The sequence below is a fragment of the Sphaerisporangium siamense genome (assembly GCF_014205275.1).
In the GTDB taxonomy this organism is placed as follows: domain Bacteria; phylum Actinomycetota; class Actinomycetes; order Streptosporangiales; family Streptosporangiaceae; genus Sphaerisporangium; species Sphaerisporangium siamense.
Map to the genome: position 1 here is coordinate 2,255,059 of NZ_JACHND010000001.1, position 21,831 is coordinate 2,276,889.

Below are 21,831 nucleotides of genomic sequence, written 5' to 3' on the forward strand. Positions count from 1 at the left end.
TCAGCCGTCCGCCGGGCGGGCGAGGCTGGGCAGGGACGGCGCGTCCCTGCCGCAGATCTGGTCGATGAGCTCGGCGCCGCCGGGCGTCCCGCCCAGGCCGGCGCCCTCGCGCGGGCCCGCCGCCGTGCGCCCCGGGCGGGTCACGAAGCGTCCCGCCCGCCGAAGCCCACCCGGTGCGCCACCTCGGTCAGCGCGGCGATCAGCTCGTCCAGCCGTTCGTCGATGCGCGCGGTGGGCCCGCTGACGCTCAGCGCGTGCGAGTACTGGCCGCGGTCGTCGCGGATCGGCACGCCGACGCACTTCAGCCCGATCTCCGACTCCTCGTCGTCCAGCGCGTACCCGCGGTCCCGGACGGCGGCGAGGTCGGCGAGCACGTCGTGCGGCTCGGTGCGGGTGAACCGCGTGCGGCGCACCGGGGGCCGGGTGCCCATCAGGTGCTCCACCTCCCGCTCGGACAGGTGGGCGAGGACGCACTTGCCGAGGCTGGAGACGAACCAGTCGTCGCGGTCGCCGACGCTGGCGCCGCGCCGGATCGACCTGCCGCTCTCCAGCGCCTCGATGATGACCACCTCGCCGCCCTCGTGGAGGGCGAGGTTCACGGTCTCGTCGAAGCGGGCCAGCAGCTCGCGCATGTGCGGCAGCACCCGGGCGCGCAGCGGGCGCGCGGTGCGCGCGGCCTGCCCGATCGTGATCAGCCGCACGCCGAGCGTGTAGGCGCGGGTCAGCTCGTCGCGCTCCAGCCAGCCGTGCGCGACGAGCCGGCGCAGATACCGGGTGGCCGTCGAGGGGTCGATGCCGCAGGCGGCCGACACCTCCGACAGGCTCTGCCGGGGAGCCTCCACGAAGGACTCCACGATGGCGATCAGCCGGTCGCTCGACTTGGCCGACACCGTACTTCTCATCCGTTCACCCCTGGGTAGTGACAGGCCACGAAGGCCGGGGGCGATCCGGCCCCGAGCAGCGGCGGGTCCTGAGCGGCGCACAGATCCCGGCCGGCGCCGACCGGGCAGCGCGGCAGGAAACGGCACCCGCCGGCCGCGACGGCCTCCGTGACCGGGGCGGCGCCGCTCGTGCGGGCGCGCCGCCGCGCGGGGTCGGCCGCCGGGACGGCGTCCAGGAGCAGTCTGGTGTACGGGTGCCGGGGCGCGGAGAAGAAGACCTCGCGCGGCGCCTCCTCGACGATCCGGCCCCGGTACATGACGCCGACGCGCCGGGCCATGTACCGGACGATGCCGAGGTCGTGCGAGATGAACAGGTACGTGAGGCCCAGCTCGCGCTGCAGCCCGGACAGCAGGTTCAGGATCTGCGCGCGCACCGAGACGTCCAGCGCCGAGACCGCCTCGTCCAGCACGACGAAGTCCGGGCGCAGGGCCAGCGCGCGGGCGATCGCCACGCGCTGCGCCTGGCCGCCCGACAGCTCCCGCGGACGCCGCCCACCCACGCCCGCGGGCAGTCGCACCAGGTCGAGCAGCTCGGCCACCCGCGCCTCGCGCTCCCGCGCGATGCCCACGCCGTGGGCGCGCAGCGGGGCCGCCACGATGTCGCGGACGGTCTGCCTGCGGTTGAGCGACCCGTGCGGATCCTGGAACACCACCTGCACCCGGGCGCGCAGCCGCCGCAGGCTCCTCGGCGGCAGCGCGCCCACGTCCCGGCCGTCGAACAGCACCGTGCCCGCGTCCGGTTCGGTCAGCCGCAGCACGCAGCGGCCGAGCGTCGACTTGCCCGAGCCGGACTCGCCGACCAGCCCGTAGGTCTCGCCGCGCGGCACGGAGAGCGACACGCCGTCGACGGCCCGCGTCCTGCCGCCCCCGGGCGCGGGGAACGTCTTCACCAGGTCGCGCACGTCGAGCAGCGGCGCGACGGTCGGATCACGCATCGGCGGCCTCGATCTCCTCCGCGCGGACGCAGCGCACCAGCGCGTCGCCGACGTGCCGCAACGCCACGGGTTCGCCGCAGCGGTCCACGGCCAGGGGGCAGCGCGGGCGGAAGTCGCAGCCCTGGTGGAGCGACTCCGGCGGCGGTGGCTGGCCGGGGATCGCGGGAATGGGCACGTCGAGCGGGGTGGTCAGGTCGACGGTGGCCGCCAGCAGGGCCCGGCCGTACGGGTGGCGCGGGCCCGCGTACAGCCGGACGGTGGCGGCGCGCTCGACCACCCGGCCCGCGTACATGACGGCGATCTCGTCGCAGAACCCGGCCGCGACGCCGAGGTCGTGGGTGATGAGGACGGCGGCCAGCCCGCGTTCCCGGCAGATGCGGTCGATCAGGTCCAGCACCTGGGCCTGGGTGGTGACGTCCAGGGCGGTGGTGGGCTCGTCGCAGAGCAGCACGTCCGGCTCGCCCGCCAGCGCCATCGCGATCATGACGCGCTGGCGCATCCCGCCGGACAGCTCGTGCGGGTAGGCCCCGGCCCGGTGCCGCAGCACGCCGACCTCGGCCAGCAGGTCGCCCGCCCGCGCGGCCGCCTGGGCGCGGCCCGCGTCGTGGTGCAGGCGGATGGCCTCGACGATCTGCGCGCCGACCGTCATCAGGGGGTTGAGCGACGTCCCGGGGTCCTGGTAGATCATCGAGATGCGGCGGCCCCGCACCCGGTCCAGCCGCCGCCGGCTCAGCCGCAGCAGGTCCGTGCCGCCGAGCACGACCTCGCCCCCGGCGACCCGGACGGGCGGCCGGAGCAGGCCCATCACGGCCAGCGCGGTGAGCGTCTTGCCGCATCCGGACTCGCCGACGACGCCCAGCCGGCGTCCGGCCGCCACGTCGAGGCTGACGCCTCGCACGACCGGCACGCCGCCGACCTCCACCCGCAGATCCCGCACCTGAAGCACCGGCGCGCTCACCGTGCCCACCGCCGTGCCCACCGCCGTGCCCACCGCCGGGCCGACCGCCGTGCCCCGCCGCCGAGCCGGTCGGCCGCCAGGTTGAGGCACAGGATCGTGGCCAGGATCGCCACCGCCGGGCACACCGCGTACTTCGGGTCGCTGTAGAGGTAGCCGTACCCCTGTTGCAGCAGCACCCCCCACGACATGGCCGGCGGCTGCACGCCGAGGCCCACGAAGCTCAGACTCGCCTCCAAAATCATCGCGCTCGCCGCGTTGATCACCGCCTGGCTCGCCAGCGCGGGCGCGGTGTTCGGCAGCACCTCCCGCAGCATCAGCCGCAGCGGCCCCGCGCCGTACGCGATGCCCGCCGTGTAGTAGTCCAGGGTCATCTCGCCGAGGACGACCGCCCGCGCCATGCGCGCCGACGACGGGGCCAGCAGCAGGCCGGTGATGACGATCAGGGACGTCAGCGACGCCCCGAACGCGGCCACGCACACCAGCCCGAACAGGATCTGCGGCACGGCCATCGCCATGTCGGCGCCGCGCATCAGCAACTCGTCCGCCAGGCCGCCGCGCCGTGCGGCCAGCACCCCCCAGGACGTGCCGAGCACGAACGCGATCGCGACGCCGCCCGCGGCCACGGCCAGCGAGAGCCGCCCGCCGTACAGCAGCCGGGCCAGCATGTCGCGGCCCAGCTCGTCGGTGCCGAGCCAGTGCGCCCCGCCGGGCGGCGCGAAGCTCGCGGCCGGGTCGGTGAGGTTCGGGTCGAGGCCCAGCACCCACGGCCCCGCGACGCAGGCGGCGGCGATGATCGCCACGGCGACCAGACCGGCCGGGGGGAGCACGGCCCGCGCTCGCGGGCGCAGCGGGAGCGCCAGGGCGCGGGCGCTAGGCACGACGGCTCCGCGTCCGCGGGTCCAGCGCCCACACGGTCAGGTCCACGGCCAGGGAGACCGCGATGAACAAGGCGCTGACCAGCAGGACCACCGACTGCAGCACCGCGTAGTCGCGCTGGAACGCCGACTCCACCGACAGCGCGCCGAGACCGGAGAAGCCGAACGTGTACTCCACGATCACGCTGCCTCCCAGGGTGTATCCGACGATGAGGCCGAGCATCGTCAGGCTCGGCAGCGCGGCGTTGCGCAGCGCGTGCCGGACGACGACCACCCGCCGCGGCGCGCCCTTGCCCTCGGCGGTGCGCGCGTACGCCGACGCCAGCGCCGTGATCAGCTCGCCGCGCAGGTACCGCAGCACCAGCGGCGCCGCGACCACCGACAGCGAGACCGCGGGCAGCGCCAGCCCGGCGAGGTTGCCCCCGACGCTCTCCGACAGCGGGACGAAGCCGCGGGCCGGCAGCCAGTGCAGGGTCACGCTGAAGGCCAGGATGAGCAGGATGCCCGCGACGAACGGAGGGAACGCCATGCCCGCCGAGGCCAGCGCGCCGATCAGGCGGTCCGCCCAGCCGCCCGGGCGGATCGCGGCGGCGATCGCGGCCGGCGTCGCGACCGCCACCGACAGGGCCACCGCCAGCACGGTCAGCTCCAGCGTCGGGCCGAGCCGGGCCGCGATCAGGTCGGACACCGGCATGCGGTTGAAGTAGGAGTCGCCGAGGTCGCCGCTCAGCATGCCCGAGATCCAGGCGAAGTACTGCGTGACCAGCGGACGGTCGAGCCCGGCCGCGGCGCGCAGCCGGTCGATGGCCGCCTGGTCGAAGCCCTGCGCGGCGCCCAGCCGCGCGGTCACGGGATCCCCGGGCAGCGCCCGCAGCACCACGAAGATCACCACTGACAGCCCGGCGAGCATGCCGACACTGATCAGCACACGCCGCACCACGTACCGCACCACGTCACCTCCGATCGGGTTTCCGTGCTCGTCGAGGGGCTGCCGGGTCCATCGACGGGGCCGAGGAGCACTCGCCGGGAGACTCGTTCGAGGGATCACCGGGGGCACGGTGGGCCGAGCGAGCTCACCGGGCGGGTCATCTGGCGAATCCGGCGTTCTCCAGGTGCGGGTTGCCCGCGCCGTCCACCCACAGGCCCGTCACCGTCCGCTTGGCAGCGGTCAGCGTGGCGAACTGGAGCGGCACGTAGATGGGCACCTGACGGTTGACGATCTCCTGCATCTGGTGCCAGATCGCCCGGCGCCCGGTGTCGTCGGCCGTGGCCAGCGCCTTCTCGTAGAGCGCGTCGAACTCGGCGTTGTTCCAGTTGCACTCGCAGCGGCCCTTGAGCAGGAAAAGGAACTCGTTGGCGGGGTCGGCGGGGAAGGACTGGAAGTTCGGGATGATCATGCCGGGAAACTTCTTGCCCGCCGGGTAGAACTTGGCGGCCCAGGCGGCGATGTCGGTGTTCTCGATCTTCAGGTTGATGCCGATCTTCTTCAGGCTCGCCTGGAGGATCTGCCCGCTGATGTTCCACTCCGGGTACTGCCCGGCGACGCCCCACCACGTCAGCGTGCTGCCCTGCGTGATGCCCGCCTCCGCGAACAGCGCCTTCGCCTTGTCCAGGTCATAGGTGTAGTCGGTGAGCACGCCGCCGTGGTCCGGGCTGTTGCTCGGCAGCGGGTTGTTGGTGGTCGAGACGATGCCCTGCCCGAAGTAGGCCGCCTTGAGGTTCGCGGTCTGGTCGATGGCGTACGCGAGCGCCTGGCGCGCCTTCGGGTCGTCGAACGGCGGCGAGGTGGTGTCCACCTCCCAGCTCACGTACTGGCCGATCACCGCCGGCCGCACCACGGCCAGCCGCGGGTCGTTCTCGATGGACGAGACCTGGGAGAGCGGGACCGACCACAGCACGTCCAGGTCCCCGGCCCGCAGCGCGGTGACCGCAGAGGACGAGTCGGCGGCCTTGACGATCTTGATGCCGTCGAGCGGCGGCTTGGCCCCGAAGTAGCCGGGGTTGCGCTCCAGGACCAGGTGGTCGTTGGGGACGTACTCCTTGACCCTGAACGGGCCGGTGACGGCCGGGTCCTTGTCCATCGCCGCTAGTGCGCCGGTGTCGACGATCTTCACCATCTGGATCGAGGAGGGGAACAGCGCGTTCGGCTTCTTCAGCGTGAAGACCACCGCGTCACCGGAGCCGGGCTCGACCTTCGCGATCGGGGCCACGTTGTTCTTGAGCTGGGTCGCGGTGTCGGGATCCTTGTAGTACTCGATCGTCGAGACGACGTCGGCCGGGGTGAGCGCCTTGCCGTTGGAGAACTTCACGCCGGGCCGCAGCGTGAACGTCCAGACCTTCTGGGTGGCGTCGGCCTTCCAGCTCAGCGCGAGATCCGGCTCCAGTCGCTCGTTCCTGTCCGCTTTGACCAGCCCGTTCCACATCAGCGGAAACAGGGCCTCCTGCCAGGCGTTCTCCTTGGTGACCGGGTTGAGCCCGGTCAGCCCCTGCGCCGCGGCGATCGTCAGCACACCCCCCGCCCGCGGCGTCCCCGACGGCGCCCGCGACCCCGCCGTCCCCCCACCCGCCCCACCGCACGCACTCACGCCGGCCAGGCATAAGACCCCCGCGACGACCAGACTCCCTCGCCTCATCCCGAGGCCCCTCCTCCGGTCATGCCGGCCCCCGCCACGGCTATTTTCATTGAGTGAAAACCACTCTCACTCAATGCAAACAGCGCACGCCACACCTCGTCAAGACTCGGGATGACCGCGCACGGGTCGCGGAACCCTGTGCGCGGTTGCTGTCCCGGCACCGGAGACGCGAGCCTGCGCCGTCGTACGAACACCTGCGATGGAGGCAGAATCAAGCGCGCAAATTGTCATTCGCCTCTGTCATCATGTCCGCGTGAGCACAGCCGATCTCCCCACTTACAAACAGCTCTTGTGGCCCACCCTGCAAGCCGTGCGAGCGCTCGGTGGGGCGGCGTCGATAGCTGAAATCGATGCCGAAGTGCATCGTCAGCAGACATTCTCAGAAGAGCAGCAGTCCGTGGTGCATGGAAACGGGCCGCGAACCGAAATCGAATATCGCATCGCATGGGCGCGTAGCTACCTCAAGGGCATGGGCCTGCTTGCGAACAGCGGCCGGGGCACCTGGTCGCTGACTCCGGACGGAAAGGGCGCGGAGGAGGCGGATATCGAACCCCTTCGTCAGGCTTACGATCGCGATCGCCTTCGTCGTTCGGCGCGGTCGCCAGAGGGGCAGGCGATGCTCGGGGATGGGTTCGGCTTGATGAACGCCTCCGTAGATGGGGCTACCGAGATCGACATGCCTGTGGACATTGAGCATGTGACATCGGAGACCTGCGAACCGGATGAGGTCTCCCTCACCCCACCACCTGATCCATCGTGGCAGGACGTCCTTCTCGACGCGCTCACGAAAATGGCCCCGGACGCATTCGAACGACTCGCCGGTCGGCTGCTTGAGAGAGCCGGCTATGAGAACGTGGAGGTCACTGGACGAACTGGTGACGGGGGCATCGACGGCTACGGCACCTCGTGGTACAAGCTGACGAGCCTGCGCGTCTATATCCAATGCAAGCGCTACACGAAACCCGTCGGACCCGAACTGGTCCGCGACTTCCGAGGGGCGCTGGACGGCAGAGGAGAACGAGGACTCCTGATCACGACGAGTCGCTTCACACAGGCCGCCAGAGAAGAGGCGCAGCGTCCAGGCGCCAGGACGATCGACCTGATCGACGGGCTTCGTCTTTGTGAACTGCTTCGCGAGTACGAGTTAGGGGTGAGTACCACGATTCGCCAGGTCGAGGACGTGACGGTCGACACCGAATTCTTTCGCGACATCTAGTATCACGGCGAAGCGAACCAGTGCTTGGGCGGGTCGGTTTTCGGGTCGATGACGCGTAGTCGGCTCGCCGGGGTCGGGTCGATTCCCCGTAAGATGATCAATCGCTGACCGTCCGCCTCTTTCAGCGCCGTCAAGGCTGTCGGGAGTCCCGCGACGACCGTCGCGATCGCGATGCCCATGCCGACCAGCCCGGCGTGTTTGTGGGGATACTCGATCCTGTGCAGACCTGAAGCCTTTATGGCCGCGACCTCGCGTGGGCGCTCCATCTGTTTGCCGTCGTTCGTCAGGATCGCTTGGAATCCCTCGGCCGCGGCGCGTGGGTACAGGCTCTCATCCCGTGTTCCCGACCAGCCCGGAAGATCGAGTAAATGGACGACTTCGTGGTCTACGATGAGGCTGATGAGCGTCTGACGGAGTGGTTTGAGGACGTTCTCATCCAGCAGCAGCCGCACGGGGCTCCCCGGAAGGCTGGTAACTGTCGACGTAGTCGGCGAAATCGGCGGCGTCTCTCGCGGCCGAGGCCGTGACGCCGGGGTAATAGTCGGAGACTCGTTCGGCGGGAACGCCGTCACGCAGCAAGGCCGCGACCTCGTCGTACGGGATCCGCGTCCCCTCGATCACCGGGACTCCGCCGCGGACTGCGGGATCCACGGTCACGTGCTCCCGTGGCTGGAGGAGGTCGGGGATGTGCCGGCCGTCGCGATAGAAAGGACGCAGCACGTCGACCATCTCGTGAATGACAATGTTCGCCTTGCGGTGCACGAGGTCGGTCGCCTGTTCGGGCTCCACCAAGTAAATGCTGCCGCCGTCCGCCACCAGCCGATAGGCGGACAGATGCTCACGCTCCCGCAGGCCTTCGCGCAACGCGTCCAGTGCCCGTCTGATTCTCTGCAACGAGGCGTCCTGCCGGAGCTTGACGCAGGTCCGGAGCGCGACGACGTCCCTGAACGAATAGAGGATCGGCCGTACATCGGAGAGCTCGGGCACCAGCACGGCCCCGTGACGCGACGAAGCCTTCCGCCAGTGAGCGAGCTGGCGAAGCGTCGCACCGGACAGCGCCGCGGCGAGCGTTGGACTGTAAGACATTCCGCCTCCTTCCCTCCTGCCGGGAGACACGAGCTACCGCGCCATCATCGCAAAGATCTCGACGATGTTCATGGTGTATCTCGCGCCGGTTCGACGATCGCGCACATTTCATGGGGGCACACCTAGAAGGACGCAGATGAACCGGTACAAGTGCGCATATTGTTGTGGATCTCGTGATCCGGATCGGGTAATCGGCAGTGGCTACACCGAAGTTCCGGATCGACGAATTCAGAGAAGCGTTTCAGCAGTGGCCGCGCATCAGTTGGGCGAGTTCGTCGGGGGTGAGGGGGGGTTCGGGGAGGGGGTGGGCGGCGGGGGGGCGCATGGCGTCGAGGAGGAGGGACAGGTGGCGGCGCCATGCCTGGGGGCGGATGATGGCGGTGGCCTCGACGGTGCGGGCGGTGCCCCAGGTCACGAAGGCGACGTCCTCAAGGGTGAAGTCGGGGCGCAGCGCGCCTGAGTTTCTGGCCCGGTCGATGATGCGTTTCATCAGCGCATACCCGTGGGCGTGGGCCTCGCTCGGCGGGCCTTGGGGGAGGCGGCCGGAGACCAGGTCGTTGTAGCCGCGGTCGGACGCCTGGAGTTCGCAGACACCCTCCAGGAAGTGGACCAGCCCTTCCCAGGGGTCGTCCATGGCGAGGGCGTGTTCGGCGATGCGCGTCACGGTGGCGGCGCGGTCGGCGAAGACGGCCTCGACCAGGTCGGCGCGGTCGGGGAAGTGGTTGTACAGGGTGCCGCTGCTCACGCCGGCCGTGCGGGCGATCTCGTCGAGGGAGACGTCGAGGCCCCGGGCGGCGTACAGCTCGCGCGCCGCCTTGATCAGCAGGTCGCGGTTGCGCTGGGCGTCCTTCCTCAGCGGCCTGGTGCGAGCTTCCTCCGGCGGCCTGGTGCGAGCGGTCATGCGCCGATCCTATCGAAGTTGACCGTGCTCCCAACTTCTGCGTAGGCTCGATCAAGTTGAGAGTGCAGTCAACTTTCCGGTCACCCCTGTCCTAGGAGCTGATATCCGCATGCCCGGAACACTCGCGATCTTCGGCGCCGGCCCCGTCCTCGGCCTGTCCCTCGCCCGCCGCTTCGGCCGGGAGGGCTTCCGCGTCGCGCTCGTGGCCCGCACCGAACGCACCCTCGCCCCGCTCGCCGCCGCGCTCGCCGCGGACGGCGTCGAGGCGGCCGGTTTCCGCGCCGACGTCTACGACCACGACGCGACGGCGAGCGCCGTCGCGGCCGTCAAGCGCGCGTACGGGCGGATCGACGTCGCGGTGTTCAGCCCGGGCGGCGGCGACATGGGGGAGGGCGTCGCGGCCACGCTGGACGTGGACGTCGCGAACGTCCGGCTGCTCCTCGACCGCTTCGTGGTCTCGGCGGTGTCCCTCGTCCGGCAGGTCCTGCCGGACATGGTCGAACGGCGCGAGGGCGCCGTCCTGTTCACCGGCGGGCAGTCCGGCATCCACCCGACGCCGTACCTGGGCAACGTCGGCATGGCCCAGGCCGCGCTGCGCAACTACGTCCACACGCTCCACGAGTCCCTGGCGGGCACGGGCGTCTACGCGGGCGTGGTGAACATCGGCGCGCTCATCGAGGGCAGCGTGCCGCACCGTGCCGTCACCGCGTCCGGGCAGCCGCTCGCCTTCGACCCGGAGGTGATCCACCCCGACGTGTTCGCCGACGCCTTCTGGGACCTGTACGCCGGCCGTGACCGCGCGGAGGCCCTGGTCGGCGCCTTCGGCCGGTAGGCGGGCCGTCCCGGCGGCGCCCGGGTCAGGGCTCGAACTCGGTCAGCCAGCGGGTCAGGATCTCTTCGAGCAGCACCGCCTGGTCGGCGGGGAGGGCGGCGAGGAGGCGGTGCTCGTTGCGCATGTGGGCGGTGAAGGCGGCGTCGATCAGGTCGCGGCCGGCGGGGGTGAGCGCGACCACGCGGGCGCGGCCGTCGGCGCGGGAGCGGCGGCGGGTGACGAGGCCGGCGCGTTCGAGGCGGTCGAGCCGCTTGGTCATCGCCCCGGTGGTGACCATGGTGTGCCGGGCCAGCTCGCCCGGCGCGCGTTCGAAGGGCTCCCCGGTGCGGCGCAGCGTGGCGAGGACGTCGAACTCGCCCTCTTCGAGCCCGTGCCCGCGGTAGACGGTGACGAGCTCGCCGGTCAGGTGCGCGGCGAGGCGGTGCAGGCGGCCGATGACGCCCTGCGGGGTGACGTCCACGTCGGGACGCTCCCGCCGCCATTCCGCCTGGATTCTGGCCACATGATCCATGTCCGTCACACCTCCCAATATACCTTCCGGGGAAGTTATAGTAGCTTCCATGGAAGCTACTTGGTGGTGGATCATCGTGACCGCGATCGCGCCGGTGGCGTGGGGCGCCAACTACTTCGTCACCCACGAGTACCTGCCCACCGGCCACCCGCTGTGGGGCGCGGTGCTCCGGGCCCTGCCCGCGGGCCTGCTGCTGCTCGCCGCGGGCCGGCGACTGCCGTCCGGCCCGTGGTGGTGGCGCTCGGCGGTGCTCGGCGTGCTCAACATGGGCGCGTTCTTCGCCCTGATCTACGTCGCGGCGCAGCTCCTGCCGACCGGCGTGGCCGCCACGATCATGGCGTCCGCGCCGGTGGTGATGATGCTCATCGCCTGGGCGATGCTGGGCGAACGCCCCACCCTGCCCGCCTGCGCCGGAGCGGCGCTCGGCGTCACCGGGGTGTGCCTGATGCTGCTCGGCGGGCTCACGGCCGTGAACCCGTGGGGCGTGGCCGCCTCGGTCACGGCCATGCTGCTGTCCTCGCTCGGGTACGTGCTGGCCAAGCGGTGGAGCGACGGCACCGGCGTGCTCGCGACCACCTCCTGGCAGCTCATCGCCGGGGGGCTCGTGCTCGTGCCGTTCGCCGTCGTCGCCGAGGGCGCGCCGCCCGCGCTGGACGGCCCCGCCGCCGCCGGGTTCGCCTACGTCGCGGTCGTCGCCACGGCGGTGGCCTTCGCGGCCTGGTTCACCGGCCTGAAGCACCTGCGCGCCGGGACGGTCGGGCTGGTGGGCCTGCTCAACCCCGTCACCGGAGTGCTGCTCGGCACGTTCGTGGCCGCCGAGGCCCTCACCGCGCGGCAGGGAGCGGGTCTGGTGCTCGTCCTGGCGGGCATCCTCCTCGGCCGTCCCAGGGCCCGGCGGCCACGCGTCCCCGCGGAGACCGGCACGGCCCCCGCGCCGTGCGCCCGGAGAGGGAGGGCTTGAACCTCCCGTAGCGTGAGGTCCTACCGTCGGGTCCGTGAGGGCGGACGAGCGCGGCGCGCGGCGATGGAGCATCGGAGAGCTGGCACGGGCCACCGGTGTCACCGTCCGCACGCTGCACCACTATGACGAGATCGGGCTGGTGCCCGCGAGCGAGCGCACCGCGTCGGGGCACCGCCGCTACACCGAGGGCGACCTGCGCCGCCTGCGCGCCGCCGGGGAAGGCGGCACGCCAAGCGGAACACCTTCGACGACGTCCACGCCGTCGCCGAGCGGCTCATCGCCGACGGCGTGACCGCTCCGGACCGGCTGGCCTTCCAGGGCGCGTCCAACGGCGGCATGCTCGCCGGGGTCGTGCTGACCCGGCGTCCCGAGTTGTGGCGGGCGGCGGTCTGCACCGCCCCGAAGCTGGACCTGATGCGCGTGGCCCGCGACCCGGTGGGGGCGGCCGCGACCCTGCCCGAGTACGGGAATCCGGGCGACCCCGCCGACGCCGCCGTGCTGATCTCCTACTCGCCGTACCACAACGTCAGGCCCGGGACCGCCTACCCGGCGGTGCTGCTGGAGGCGGGCGCGAACGACCCCCGCTGCCCCGCCTGGCACGCCCGCAAGTTCGCGGCGCGCCTGCAGGCCGCCACGACGTCCGGCCATCCGGTGCTGCTGCGCGTCTGGCCCGGCGCCGGCCACGGCGCGACCGCCTGGACGGCCGTCGTCGCCCAGCAGACCGACTGGCTGGCGTTCGTCATGCGGGAGCTCGGGCTCAGGCCCGCGACGGCCTGACGCGCGCCGCCGTCCACCCGGGCCGCGGTCTCATGTCGCGCGGGGGGCGCAGGAGATGCCGGTGAGGAGGAGGGTGGGGGCGATGTTGCGGTTGGCCACGGTCTGCTGCTGTTTGACGCAGCCGGTGTCGTAGACGGCCGGGTCGTCGCAGACGGCCCTGATCGAGGACAGGGCCTCCACGACGTCGCCGGTGACGTGGACGGGGGACAGGGGCTCGCACAGGCGGCCGTCGCGTATCCGGCGGGCCAGGTCGACCTGGGCGACGAAGCGGCCGGTCACCGGGTCGCAGGTCGCGCGGCCGATCGCCTCGGCGTAGACGCCGTCGCGGACGTCGGCGAGCACGCCGGGCGCGGAGTCCGCGCCGGGGAGCACCGACATCGTGGTCATGCGCGGCAGGGCCGCGTAGCGGTAGTCGGCGCGGCGCGCGTGCCCGCCCGGGTCGCCGGCTGCTCCGGGCACCTGATCCATGGACGGCCCGCCCGCCGGGGTGAGCGCCCCGGAGGTGAGCGTGCCCGCGACGTGGCCGGAGTCCAGGAGGGTGACCGCGCGGCCGGGGTTGCCGTGGTCGTCGGCGCGCAGGCCGGCCCACGAGGACGGGTCGGCGGAGTCGTCCACCACGGTCAGGCGGGGGTGGGAGATCCGCCGGCCCATCAGCGCGCGCAGCCGGTTCCCGGGGTGCCGGAACACGTCGGCCTCCAGCAGGTGGCCGCACAGCTCGTGGAGCAGCACGCCCGCGCAGGCGGGCGCGACGAGCACGACCGTCTCGCCCTCGGGGGGCGGGACGCGGACGGCGTGCAGGCGGGACGCGGCGACGGCCTCGTCCGCCGCGGCGCCCACGGCGTCGAGCGGGAGGCGCGTGCCCGTGAAGGCGGGGCCGGCGAAGACCGGGCCCGCCCAGAGCAGCAGGCGGCTGCGGTGACGGTCGGCGGACCGCACCGGGCCGCCCCTGCGGTACGCGGCGATCGACTCCAGCAGGACGAACACCCGGCCGTGGACGGAGACGCCGCCGGCACGGTCGCGCACGGCCGCCACCGCCGCGAGCAGCTCGTCCAGAACGCCCGCGTAGGCGTCCCCGCCGAACCCGCCGGGCCCGGACGGCGCGTGGCCGCCGAGGCCGGCCACCGCGTGTTCGCGGCGGGATGCCAGGCCGGACAGCGTCATGCCCTCGATGCCGTGATACGAGCCGCGTTCGCCGTGTTCGTCGAAATCGACGATGAGGGCGCCGCGGGCCTGCGCGTAGACGTGGGCGGCGTCGGCGTCGCGGGCGACGGCACGGTGGGCCGCGTCCTGGACGGCCGCGGCCGTCCGCGCCCAGGCGGCGGCGAGATCGGCCTGCGCGCCGTCCGCCACGGTAAAGGTCATATCCCCCGATATTAGCTGCCGAGTTGCGGGTGCGCGCATATCTCACGCGTATAACGCCGACTAAAGGAAGTGCCGGGCGCGTACCGTGATCACCTGGCCGCTGACCGTGTGTAAAGTGCGCTCCGGTGTCGGGACAATTGTTAAGGTGCGCCTTGAATAAAGGTGGCTCCACCGGCCTTCACCTGCGGTTATCGGTGTTATCGATTGCCGGGATTCCGCGATGCACAATGGTGTGGAATGCTGGCTTTACGGGTCTTGCGATGCCCCAAACCGGCTACTACGATCGAGCCTCAATCCCGGTTTGATGGGGACGTCTTCCCCATCTTCAAGCGTGCTTTGGAGGTGAACTATGGGCGAGGACATCGTGGTCGAAGAGGAGCTGGGCACGAACGCCATCTGATTCCCCTTCGAATGCGCCGGCGTCGTATAACGCCGTGAAACGGCCACGGCGGCGCCGGGTCGACTGGATTCGGACAATGCGTGTTCGTCCTCGTAGATCGAGCCCGCAGGGCCCGGTCTACGAGGACCTGAGTCCGCTGGAACGCTTCCTGGAGGGATGAATTCATTGGCCACCGCACCGCCCGCCCCCGGCGAGGGCTGGGCACTGAGCGACGAGGTTGAGCACCTTATTCGCTGGGCGGCGAAGGTCGCGGAGGAGGAGTTCACGGGCGCCGGCGGCGTCGACTCGGTCTACCTGGGCGGTTCGCTGCTCGCCGGGCTGGGCAGCCCCACCAGCGACATCGACGTCTTCGTGGTGCGGCAGGGCGTCACGGGCGACGAGGTCCCGGCGCAGGTGGTATCCGATTCCCGGCGTTTCGACGTCGAGTCGCTCCCTCCCGGCCACCTCCTGAGACTCGCGCGCGACGTCACCGCGTTCCCGCGGGCGGCGTACACGAACCTGGAGGTCGTCCACCTCAGCGAGAGCCGGTACGACGCCGCGGTCCGCCTGCTGTACAGCAGGCCGGTGGCAGAGGGCTCCGAGTATCGCGAGGCGGTCGCCCACCTGCGCGAGAACTTCGTTTCGCTGACCCGCATGGTCATGGCGAAATGGTCGACCGAGTGCATCAACATCCTGGAGGACGCGCTCGGCGCCGTGGCCGGGGAATCGTACGACGACGCGCTGTTCAGTTCCGCGGAGCTGATGCAGCCCGCGGCGCAGGTGTTCCTCGCCGGATGCGGCGACCTGTACGTCAAGTACAAGTGGATTCTCCGCAAGCTCCGCAGGAGCGCGGGGGAGAATTTCCCTTACGACAGGTTCTGCCGGCTCATGGGCGCGTGGCCGGACGATGTCGCGGACAAGAAGCGGCTGGTCGAGGACCGGATTCGCCTGTGCCAGGCCATGGCGGTCGCCGGGCTCACCGACGGCTGGGACGGGCCCGCGGCGTCGCGCTGGTCCACCTGGGACGTCCACGGCCCGGGCCTGGTGCGCTCGCCGGAATGGATGCCGCTGCGCGCCGCCGACCGCATCGTGCTGGCGAAGTCCATCGACTCGGTGTACCGGCTGTCGGAGCAGGGCCTGACGCTGTGGGGCCTCTGCGACGGCCGCGAGTACCCGGTGGTCGTGGACGACATGGTGCGCCGGCTCGGCGATCCGGGGCTGCGGCCCGACGTCGAGAGATACCTCGACAGGTTCCTCCAGATGGGGCTGGTACGCGCGGGAGCGGGGGACTAGGCGATGGGGACCGCGGAAGGTCCGGAGCCCGCGCTGCACGCGGGCGTGGTGCTCGGCGCGGAGGGGCCGCGTGCCCAGACGGCTCGCCTGGAGGGCCGTGAGCTGGTGTTCGAGAGCGGGTCCGGGGCGCCGCGCGAGCTCGACGGCGGCGGGTACTTCGTCGAGGCGCTCCCGGTGGAGATGCACTGCCACAGCATCGGCCAGGTTGATTTCTCCGACTTCTCCGGCATCGACCTGATCGAGCTCAACGCCGCCGCCGCCCGCGAAGGCGTCGTCTGCGTGCCCACGGTCTACCTCCGGCACGACAGGCTGGAGGAGTTCGTCCTGTTCATGCGCCGCTTCCACGAACTGCGCAAGCGCGGCGCGCTGCCGTTCGTGCCCGGCATGGCTCTGGAGGGCCCGCTGCTGGCCAGCCACGGCGGCACCCCCGCCGCCACGGTGTGGCCGCCGAACCGGCACGAATGGGAACGCCTGGCCATGTGCGGGCGGCTCGGCCTGCTCTACATGGTCATCTCGCCCGACGCGCTGACGCCCGACTCCGACCTGTACGACCGGCTCGACCGCAAGCACCCGGACCTGCTGTGGATCATCAGGCTCCTGGTCGAGTCCGGCGTGCGCCCCGCGCTCGGCCACTACACCAAGGCCGACGCCGCGCGGGCCGCCGAGCTGACCTACGAGCTCGTGAACGTCGCCTGGTCGGTGGAGACGCCGCTCAAGGGCACCCGGGTGGTCACCGACCACCTGTTCAACGACATGCCCCTGCCGATCAGGCACGCGTTCCGCACCCGCAAGGCCCGGGAGCGGCGCGACGCCCTGATCGCCTCCTACGACCTGCCGTCCTGGAACCTGTCGGACCTCCCCGAGCAGGTCGGCCCGGTGGCCGCCGCCATCATGCGGCTGTGCGCGGCCGGCCGGGTCGCCTCCTGCGTGAACTTCGACGGCGAGCACGTCGACCTGGCGATCGCCGCCCGCGCGGTCGAGGTCGTGGACCGCAGGAACATCATGCTCATGACCGACCGCTGCGACGCCGCCCGGCTCGGCGGCCAGGCGCTGCACCACAACCCCGAGAACTCCCTGTGGTACCAGGACGACGACGTCGTGGCCGCCGGGTCGCAGCCCATCGACCGCCAGATCGGCAACGCCCGCGCGGCCGGCGTCGCGGAGGACCAGATCTGGGACCTGGTCTCCTTCACCGCCTACGCCGCGCTCGGTCTCGGCGACGACCCCTGGCTGGGGCCGGGCGCCGGCTCGTTCGTGCTGCCCAAGGACGCGGCGGGGGACGCCTCGCTGCGACGCGTCGCGACGCTCGCCGCCCCCGCCCCGCCGGCCGGGCGGAGGCCCCGGTGAGCGGCCCCGCGCCGCACGACGGCCTCGCCGTACGCGAGCTGCGCCGCGTCTTCACGAGCAGGAAGAAGCCGCCCCGCACGGCGCTGGACGGCGTCAGCTTCGACGTCGCGCCCGGCGAGCTGGTGACCCTGCTCGGCCCGAACGGCGCGGGCAAGACCACGACCGCGCGCATTCTCGTCACGCTGCTCGAACCCACCTCGGGGACGGCCACCGTGGCGGGCGCGGATGTGCGGACCGAGCCCCGTGCGGTCCGCCGCCGCTGCGGGTTCTCCTTCGGCGGCGACACCGGCCTCTACCCCCGGCTCACCGCGCTGGAGAACCTCAAGTTCTTCGGCACCATGTACGGCATGGCGGGCCGCCCGCTGACCGCGCGGGCGTCCCACCTGCTCGGCGAGATGGGCCTCGGCGACCGCGCCGGCGACAAGGTGGAGACCTTCTCGCGCGGCATGCGGCAGCGCCTGCACATCGCCAGGGCCCTGCTGCACGACCCGCCCGTCCTGGTCCTGGACGAGCCGTCCGCGGGCCTGGACCCGGCGGCGGGACGTCAGCTCAGGACGCTGGTGCGCAAGCTCGTCGACGAAGGCCGCGCCGTGCTGCTGACCACCCACGACCTGGTGGAGGCCGAGCAGCTCAGCGACCGTGTGCTGGTGCTGCGCGCGGGCACGGTGGTCGCCGAGGCGTCCCCCGCCCGGCTGCGCGCGCTCGCCGGCGACGCGCTGGGCACGCGCATCCAGCTCGAACTGCACGAGGACGTGGCGGCGCCGGAGACGGCCCTGGCCGCGTGCCCGGGGCTGCGCGGCGTGCGCACGGAGGGCGGGGTGTGGGTGGTCGACGTGGCCGACGGCCCCGCCGCCGCGACGTGGATCCTCCAGACGTTCGGCCCCCAGGTCGTCAACCTCAGCGTCGCGCCGCCGTCGCTGGAGGACGCCTACCTGGACCTGGTCGGGGACCCGGCGTGACCGCCGTCGTCCTCGGCGCGGCGCGCACCCACCTGCGCCAGCAGGGCATGACCCCGCTGACGTGGATGACCGGCGGGGTGCTGCCCGTCTGCCTGGCGTGGATCCTGCACGTCAAGACCGGCGAGTCCGGGCTGCGCCTCGTCGCGGGGGTCAGCGCCGCCGCCATGATCGACACCGTGGCGATCCTCATCGTCTTCGCCGTCCTGTTCGAGCGTCAGTGGAACACGCTGGAGATGGCAGCCGCCGCGCCCCGGGGCGTCCTGCCCGTGCTCGCCGGGCGGTTCCTCGGCATCGCCGTGCAGGCCCTGCCGACGCTCGCCGTCAGCGGCGTCTTCGTCCAGCTCGCCTGGGGCGGGGTCAGGATCGACCGGCCGCTGCCCACGCTGCTCGGCATGCTCGTCCTCACGCTGTCCGTCGTGGTCGTCATGCTCCCGCTCGCCGTGGTCGTGCTCCGGTTCCGCTACGCCGCCGGCATGACCAACGGCGTGCCGGCCCTGCTGCTCGCGGTCAGCGGCGCGCTGATCCCCATCTGGCAGATGCCGCCGCTCCTGCAGAGCTGGGCCAAGGCGCTGCCGCTCACGTGGGCCGTCGACGCCGTCGAGGCCGGCGACTGGAACGACCTCGGCGTCGCTACCGTGCTCGTGGCGGCGTGGGCCGTGCTGGGCGCCGCGCTGTTCCATCTGGCCCTGCGCGGCATGCGCGGCGACCCCGACGCCTACCGGATGTGACGCGATGATCGCCGCCCGAGTGCTCACCCACGCCTGGCTCTCCTACAAGGGCCTGTTCACGTGGCTCAACCCCTGGGGGTACCTGTCGTCGCGGGTCGTGCGCCCGCTGGCCCTCGGCGCGGTGTTCGTCTCGCTCGGCGCGGGCGTCTTCGCCGACCGGGGGCGGCTGCTGGTCGGCGCGACGCTGCTGACGATGTCCGGCAGCGTCCTGCTCGGCGTCGGGCTCGCGGTGGGCAACGAGCGCGGGTACGGCACGATGGGCGGCCTGCTCGCCGCGCCGCACCGCCTCCCGGGCACGCTCGTCGTCCGGGCGCTCCCGCACGTGGTGGACGGCCTGATCACCACCGCGATCACCGCGGCCGTCGTGGCGGGCCTGTTCGGCGTCTCCCTGGACGGCGGCCAGTGGCTGCGGCTCGCCGCCGCGGTGGTGGCCGTCGGGCTGAGCAGCGCGGGCCTCGGCCTGGCCGCCTCCTCGTACGCCGTGCGTTACCGCGACGTGTTCCTCGTGCCGAACCTGTCCCAGGTCGTGCTGATCGGCCTGTCCGGGGCACTGGTTGAGGTGGAGCACCTGCCGGAGGTCCTGCGGTGGGTGTCGGCCGTCCTGCCCGTGCACCACGCGATGGAGGCCGTCGCCCCGGGCGGCGGCCTGGCCGCCGGGCTCGCCGCGGAGCTGCTCGTCGGCGTGGCCTGGGGGGCCGCCGGGTGCGCGCTGATCACCTGGACCGCGCGCCTGGCGCGCACGCGCGGTTCGTTCGACCTGACCTGATGGCAAGGACTGGAGGGTGAACCGACGTGTCCGATGTTCTCGATGCGCTCGACAAGCTCGACGTGGACTGGACGAACCTGCCCGAGACGCACCGCACGACCCGCGAGATCCTCGCCGAGCTGGCCGCCGACCGGCGGACGCTGCGGACGATGATCGACCGGGTCCGTGAGACGCCCTCGCTGATGGCGCTGTGCGAACGGCACCGCCTGCTCGACAAGATCGTCGTGCACGACGCGCCGAACGGCGTGCGGCTGCGCGTCCACATCTCCACCAAGGAGCACCGCGACCGCCCGCACGACCACCGGTTCTCCTTCACCAGCAGAATCCTCACCGGCGCCTACCGGCACACCCGCCACGAGCTGGTCGGCGAGCTGGACGAGTCCGTCCCCTGGCACGTGCAGGACGACGCCGACGCGGTGCTGTCCGAGGTCAAGGCGGTGCCGCGCTTCGTCACCCGGCAGACCGCGGGCAGCACGTACTCGCTGCACCACACCGAGGTCCACACCACCTTCACCACGCCGGACACCGTCTCGCTGTTCCTGCGCGGCCCCTCCGAGAAGGACCGCTCGCTGATCACCGAACGGGAGACCGGGCGGCTGTGGTGGCGCTACGGCGCGGACAAGGAACGGGAGGACCGCCGCGTCCGCAAGCAGATGCAGCCGGCGGAGTTCGAGGAACTGGTCGGCCGGCTGCACCGGCTCGACGTGATCTGACGGGGGGACGCGCACGTGACTTCCATCCAGACCTCAGGGACCCGCCCGGCGCCGGCCGAGGACGAGATCCTGGCCGTGATGCACGGCCTGCCCGCGGTGAACTGGGACGACATCGAGGACGCCGCCCGGGTCACCCACGAGATCGCCCACCGGCTCGGCGACGACCGCGCGCTGCTCGCCGCCCTCGTGGACCGGGTGCCCGGGGTGCCCGCGCTGCGGGAGAAGTGCGAGTGCCACGCCCTCGACGACAAGATCGTCATCTGGGACGAGCCGGAGAAGGGCCTGCGCATCCGGCTGCGCCTCGCCAACACCGACCAGTACGAGCGGGTGCACAACCACCGCTACTCGTTCACCGCCTACCTGCTGCACGGCGTCTACCACCACACGCTGTACGCCACCGACCAGGTCTTGGACGAGAACGCCGACGTCGACCGGTTCTGGCCGTACTTCGTGCGCGAGGAGCGCGCCGGCGACGTGATCACCCTGCACCACGAGCAGCTCCACACCACCATCACCGATCCGGACACGATCTCGCTGATGATCCAGAGCCCCGCCCAGAAGCGCAGGGCCTTCCTGATCAGAAGGTCGGACGGCCACGTGTGGTGGCGGCTCGGCGCGGCCGACGAGGACGACGCCCGCAGACGCGAGGTCCGCATGCCCGACGAGCGCTTCACCTACTGGCGCGACCGCCTCGCGCACCTGGGCGTCCTGTGAACGACCTGCTCCCCACGACCGACCCGGTCCTCGCGACCCCGGCGACGTCGGCCACCGGAACGTCCGATAAGTCCGGCACCTCCGGCGGGACCGGTGGGTCCGGCACCTCCGGCGGGACCGGTACGTCCGGTGCGACCCGGCTGGCCTACGGGCCCGGCGAGCGTCAACACGTGCTGGTCCACCGGCCCGCCACTCCCGTCGGGGCCGCGGTGGTGCTCGTGCACGGCGGGTTCTGGCGGCCGGAGAAGGACGCGGCGAGCATGGAAGCCGCCTGCCGGGACCTCGCCGCGCGCGGGGTCCTCGCCGCGAGCGTCGAATACCGGACCGTGGGCGCGGGCGGCGAGTGGCCGGGCTGCGCCGACGACGTGACGGCGGCCGTGCGGGCGCTGTGCGAGAGCTCCGGCGTGCCGCTCGGGGCGACGGTCCTCGCCGGGCACTCGGCGGGCGGGCACCTCGCGCTGGTCGCCGCCGCGCGCCTCGGCGGGCTCGCCGCCGTGGCGGGCCTGGCCCCGATCACCGACCTGGAGGCCGCCGAACGCGACGACCTCGGCACGGGAGCCGTACGCGGCCTGCTCGGGGGCCGGCCCGCCGCCGAGCTCCCGGACGCGTCTCCCGTGCACGGTCCCGTGCCCGGCTGTCCGGTGCTGCTCGTGCACGGCGCCGCCGACCAGGCCGTCCCGGTCTCCCAGACCACCTCCTACGCCGACGCCCTGCGCGCGAAGGGCGGTCGGGTCCGGGTCCGCCTGATCCCGGAGGCCCGCCACATGCACCTGGTCAAACCCGGCCGCCCGGCCTGGCGGGACGTGTCCGCCGAACTCCTGTCCCTCACCGGGGCCCTCGGATGACCGCCGCGCCGCCGCCATGCCACGGACCGGCCGGTGCGAGTCCCCTGACGCCGAATCCCGACAGGACGCATGGGGCATCTTCGATGCCACGGCTCCACC

Annotated in this window: 23 protein-coding genes and 2 pseudogenes; 13 read left to right on the forward strand and 12 right to left on the reverse strand. The window is 72.2% G+C overall.

Annotated features, from left to right (window positions below):
- The 7 genes from BJ982_RS10580 to BJ982_RS10610 form a co-directional block, all read right to left on the reverse strand.
- Positions 1 to 144 carry a hypothetical protein gene (locus BJ982_RS10580; protein WP_184878946.1) on the reverse strand — a complete coding sequence of 48 codons (144 nt, stop codon included), beginning with the start codon at positions 142 to 144 and terminating at the stop codon, positions 1 to 3.
- The gene (locus BJ982_RS10585; protein ID WP_184878948.1) at positions 141 to 902 is read right to left on the reverse strand and encodes an IclR family transcriptional regulator; all 762 of its coding nucleotides are present in this window, start codon (positions 900 to 902) and stop codon (positions 141 to 143) included. Before BJ982_RS10585 ends, BJ982_RS10580 begins: the two co-directional genes overlap by 4 nt.
- Complete coding sequence (locus tag BJ982_RS10590) at positions 899 to 1,876, reverse strand: ABC transporter ATP-binding protein (protein WP_184878949.1); 978 nt, start codon at positions 1,874 to 1,876, stop codon at positions 899 to 901. Before BJ982_RS10590 ends, BJ982_RS10585 begins: the two co-directional genes overlap by 4 nt.
- Positions 1,869 to 2,834 (reverse strand): ABC transporter ATP-binding protein, encoded by a 966-nt coding sequence (locus BJ982_RS10595; RefSeq protein WP_184878950.1) that lies wholly within the window; start codon positions 2,832 to 2,834, stop codon positions 1,869 to 1,871. Before BJ982_RS10595 ends, BJ982_RS10590 begins: the two co-directional genes overlap by 8 nt.
- Complete coding sequence (locus BJ982_RS40370) at positions 2,831 to 3,712, reverse strand: ABC transporter permease (RefSeq protein WP_184878953.1); 882 nt, start codon at positions 3,710 to 3,712, stop codon at positions 2,831 to 2,833. The genes BJ982_RS10595 and BJ982_RS40370 overlap by 4 nt, the downstream gene beginning before the upstream one ends.
- On the reverse strand, positions 3,705 to 4,658 hold the full coding sequence (locus tag BJ982_RS10605) for an ABC transporter permease (RefSeq protein WP_203959434.1): 954 nt from the start codon (positions 4,656 to 4,658) through the stop codon (positions 3,705 to 3,707). Before BJ982_RS10605 ends, BJ982_RS40370 begins: the two co-directional genes overlap by 8 nt.
- Before the next feature lie 136 nt (positions 4,659 to 4,794).
- On the reverse strand, positions 4,795 to 6,219 hold the full coding sequence (locus BJ982_RS10610) for an ABC transporter substrate-binding protein (protein WP_184878957.1): 1,425 nt from the start codon (positions 6,217 to 6,219) through the stop codon (positions 4,795 to 4,797).
- Positions 6,220 to 6,595: 376 nt separating this feature from the next.
- Between BJ982_RS10610 and BJ982_RS10615 the strand changes: the two genes are divergently transcribed.
- Positions 6,596 to 7,558, forward strand: a complete 963-nt coding sequence (locus BJ982_RS10615; protein WP_203959433.1) for a restriction endonuclease — start codon at positions 6,596 to 6,598, stop codon at positions 7,556 to 7,558.
- A 2-nt stretch (positions 7,559 to 7,560) separates the two neighbouring features.
- Here BJ982_RS10615 and BJ982_RS10620 read toward each other — a convergent pair whose 3' ends face one another.
- From BJ982_RS10620 to BJ982_RS10630, 3 genes are all read right to left on the reverse strand, one after another.
- Positions 7,561 to 8,010 carry a PIN-like domain-containing protein gene (locus BJ982_RS10620; protein WP_184878961.1) on the reverse strand — a complete coding sequence of 150 codons (450 nt, stop codon included), beginning with the start codon at positions 8,008 to 8,010 and terminating at the stop codon, positions 7,561 to 7,563.
- Positions 7,991 to 8,644 carry a DUF433 domain-containing protein gene (locus BJ982_RS10625; protein WP_184878963.1) on the reverse strand — a complete coding sequence of 218 codons (654 nt, stop codon included), beginning with the start codon at positions 8,642 to 8,644 and terminating at the stop codon, positions 7,991 to 7,993. Before BJ982_RS10625 ends, BJ982_RS10620 begins: the two co-directional genes overlap by 20 nt.
- Before the next feature lie 241 nt (positions 8,645 to 8,885).
- Entirely contained in the window at positions 8,886 to 9,545 is a 660-nt protein-coding gene (locus BJ982_RS10630) for a TetR/AcrR family transcriptional regulator (protein WP_184878965.1), read from the reverse strand.
- 109 nt (positions 9,546 to 9,654) lie between these two features.
- On the opposite strand from BJ982_RS10630, the gene BJ982_RS10635 reads away from it, so the two are divergent.
- A complete protein-coding gene (locus tag BJ982_RS10635; RefSeq protein WP_184878967.1) occupies positions 9,655 to 10,377 on the forward strand; it encodes an SDR family NAD(P)-dependent oxidoreductase in 723 nt (240 codons plus the stop codon).
- A gap of 25 nt (positions 10,378 to 10,402) precedes the next feature.
- Here BJ982_RS10635 and BJ982_RS10640 read toward each other — a convergent pair whose 3' ends face one another.
- Positions 10,403 to 10,888 carry a MarR family winged helix-turn-helix transcriptional regulator gene (locus tag BJ982_RS10640; protein WP_184888666.1) on the reverse strand — a complete coding sequence of 162 codons (486 nt, stop codon included), beginning with the start codon at positions 10,886 to 10,888 and terminating at the stop codon, positions 10,403 to 10,405.
- A 49-nt stretch (positions 10,889 to 10,937) separates the two neighbouring features.
- Here BJ982_RS10640 and BJ982_RS10645 point away from each other — a divergent pair, with 49 nt between their 5' ends.
- From BJ982_RS10645 to BJ982_RS10655, 3 genes and pseudogenes are all read left to right on the forward strand, one after another.
- Positions 10,938 to 11,849 (forward strand): DMT family transporter, encoded by a 912-nt coding sequence (locus tag BJ982_RS10645; protein WP_184878970.1) that lies wholly within the window; start codon positions 10,938 to 10,940, stop codon positions 11,847 to 11,849.
- 34 nt (positions 11,850 to 11,883) lie between these two features.
- Positions 11,884 to 12,081 (forward strand): annotated as a pseudogene (locus BJ982_RS39215) (MerR family transcriptional regulator); the annotation flags it as partial.
- A gap of 38 nt (positions 12,082 to 12,119) precedes the next feature.
- Positions 12,120 to 12,626: pseudogene (locus tag BJ982_RS10655) on the forward strand (prolyl oligopeptidase family serine peptidase); the annotation flags it as partial.
- A gap of 30 nt (positions 12,627 to 12,656) precedes the next feature.
- Here the strand turns inward: BJ982_RS10655 and BJ982_RS10660 are convergent.
- Positions 12,657 to 13,988 carry a metallopeptidase TldD-related protein gene (locus tag BJ982_RS10660; RefSeq protein ID WP_184878972.1) on the reverse strand — a complete coding sequence of 444 codons (1,332 nt, stop codon included), beginning with the start codon at positions 13,986 to 13,988 and terminating at the stop codon, positions 12,657 to 12,659.
- A gap of 565 nt (positions 13,989 to 14,553) precedes the next feature.
- On the opposite strand from BJ982_RS10660, the gene BJ982_RS10665 reads away from it, so the two are divergent.
- The 8 genes from BJ982_RS10665 to BJ982_RS10700 are packed head-to-tail and all read left to right on the forward strand — an operon-like array spanning position 14,554 to position 21,732.
- Positions 14,554 to 15,660 (forward strand): nucleotidyltransferase domain-containing protein, encoded by a 1,107-nt coding sequence (locus tag BJ982_RS10665; protein ID WP_184878974.1) that lies wholly within the window; start codon positions 14,554 to 14,556, stop codon positions 15,658 to 15,660.
- Between the two features lie 3 nt (positions 15,661 to 15,663).
- The gene (locus BJ982_RS10670) at positions 15,664 to 17,007 is read left to right on the forward strand and encodes a hypothetical protein (protein WP_184878975.1); all 1,344 of its coding nucleotides are present in this window, start codon (positions 15,664 to 15,666) and stop codon (positions 17,005 to 17,007) included.
- The gene (locus tag BJ982_RS10675) at positions 17,004 to 17,966 is read left to right on the forward strand and encodes an ABC transporter ATP-binding protein (RefSeq protein ID WP_184878977.1); all 963 of its coding nucleotides are present in this window, start codon (positions 17,004 to 17,006) and stop codon (positions 17,964 to 17,966) included. The genes BJ982_RS10670 and BJ982_RS10675 overlap by 4 nt, the downstream gene beginning before the upstream one ends.
- Positions 17,963 to 18,694, forward strand: coding sequence for an ABC transporter permease (locus BJ982_RS10680; protein ID WP_184878979.1), 732 nt, complete (start codon positions 17,963 to 17,965; stop codon positions 18,692 to 18,694). The genes BJ982_RS10675 and BJ982_RS10680 overlap by 4 nt, the downstream gene beginning before the upstream one ends.
- 4 nt (positions 18,695 to 18,698) lie before the next feature.
- Positions 18,699 to 19,460: an ABC transporter permease gene (locus BJ982_RS10685; protein ID WP_184878981.1), complete on the forward strand. Its 762-nt coding sequence runs from the start codon at positions 18,699 to 18,701 to the stop codon at positions 19,458 to 19,460.
- Positions 19,461 to 19,486: 26 nt separating this feature from the next.
- Positions 19,487 to 20,173, forward strand: coding sequence for a hypothetical protein (locus BJ982_RS10690; RefSeq protein ID WP_184878983.1), 687 nt, complete (start codon positions 19,487 to 19,489; stop codon positions 20,171 to 20,173).
- 15 nt (positions 20,174 to 20,188) lie between these two features.
- The gene (locus tag BJ982_RS10695; protein WP_239123690.1) at positions 20,189 to 20,887 is read left to right on the forward strand and encodes a hypothetical protein; all 699 of its coding nucleotides are present in this window, start codon (positions 20,189 to 20,191) and stop codon (positions 20,885 to 20,887) included.
- On the forward strand, positions 20,884 to 21,732 hold the full coding sequence (locus tag BJ982_RS10700) for an alpha/beta hydrolase family protein (RefSeq protein WP_184878986.1): 849 nt from the start codon (positions 20,884 to 20,886) through the stop codon (positions 21,730 to 21,732). The genes BJ982_RS10695 and BJ982_RS10700 overlap by 4 nt, the downstream gene beginning before the upstream one ends.
- Positions 21,733 to 21,831: the final 99 nt, after the last annotated feature.

Coding starts and splice junctions, on each gene's coding strand:
- BJ982_RS10685 (WP_184878981.1), top strand. CDS start 18,699: ATGATCGCCGCCCGAGTGCTCACCCACGCCTGGCTCTCCTACAAGGGC.
- BJ982_RS10670 (WP_184878975.1), top strand. CDS start 15,664: ATGGGGACCGCGGAAGGTCCGGAGCCCGCGCTGCACGCGGGCGTGGTG.
- BJ982_RS10660 (WP_184878972.1), bottom strand. CDS start 13,988: ATGACCTTTACCGTGGCGGACGGCGCGCAGGCCGATCTCGCCGCCGCC.
- BJ982_RS10625 (WP_184878963.1), bottom strand. CDS start 8,644: ATGTCTTACAGTCCAACGCTCGCCGCGGCGCTGTCCGGTGCGACGCTT.
- BJ982_RS10640 (WP_184888666.1), bottom strand. CDS start 10,888: ATGGATCATGTGGCCAGAATCCAGGCGGAATGGCGGCGGGAGCGTCCC.
- BJ982_RS10590 (WP_184878949.1), bottom strand. CDS start 1,876: ATGCGTGATCCGACCGTCGCGCCGCTGCTCGACGTGCGCGACCTGGTG.
- BJ982_RS10585 (WP_184878948.1), bottom strand. CDS start 902: ATGAGAAGTACGGTGTCGGCCAAGTCGAGCGACCGGCTGATCGCCATC.
- BJ982_RS10645 (WP_184878970.1), top strand. CDS start 10,938: ATGGAAGCTACTTGGTGGTGGATCATCGTGACCGCGATCGCGCCGGTG.
- BJ982_RS10630 (WP_184878965.1), bottom strand. CDS start 9,545: ATGACCGCTCGCACCAGGCCGCCGGAGGAAGCTCGCACCAGGCCGCTG.
- BJ982_RS10635 (WP_184878967.1), top strand. CDS start 9,655: ATGCCCGGAACACTCGCGATCTTCGGCGCCGGCCCCGTCCTCGGCCTG.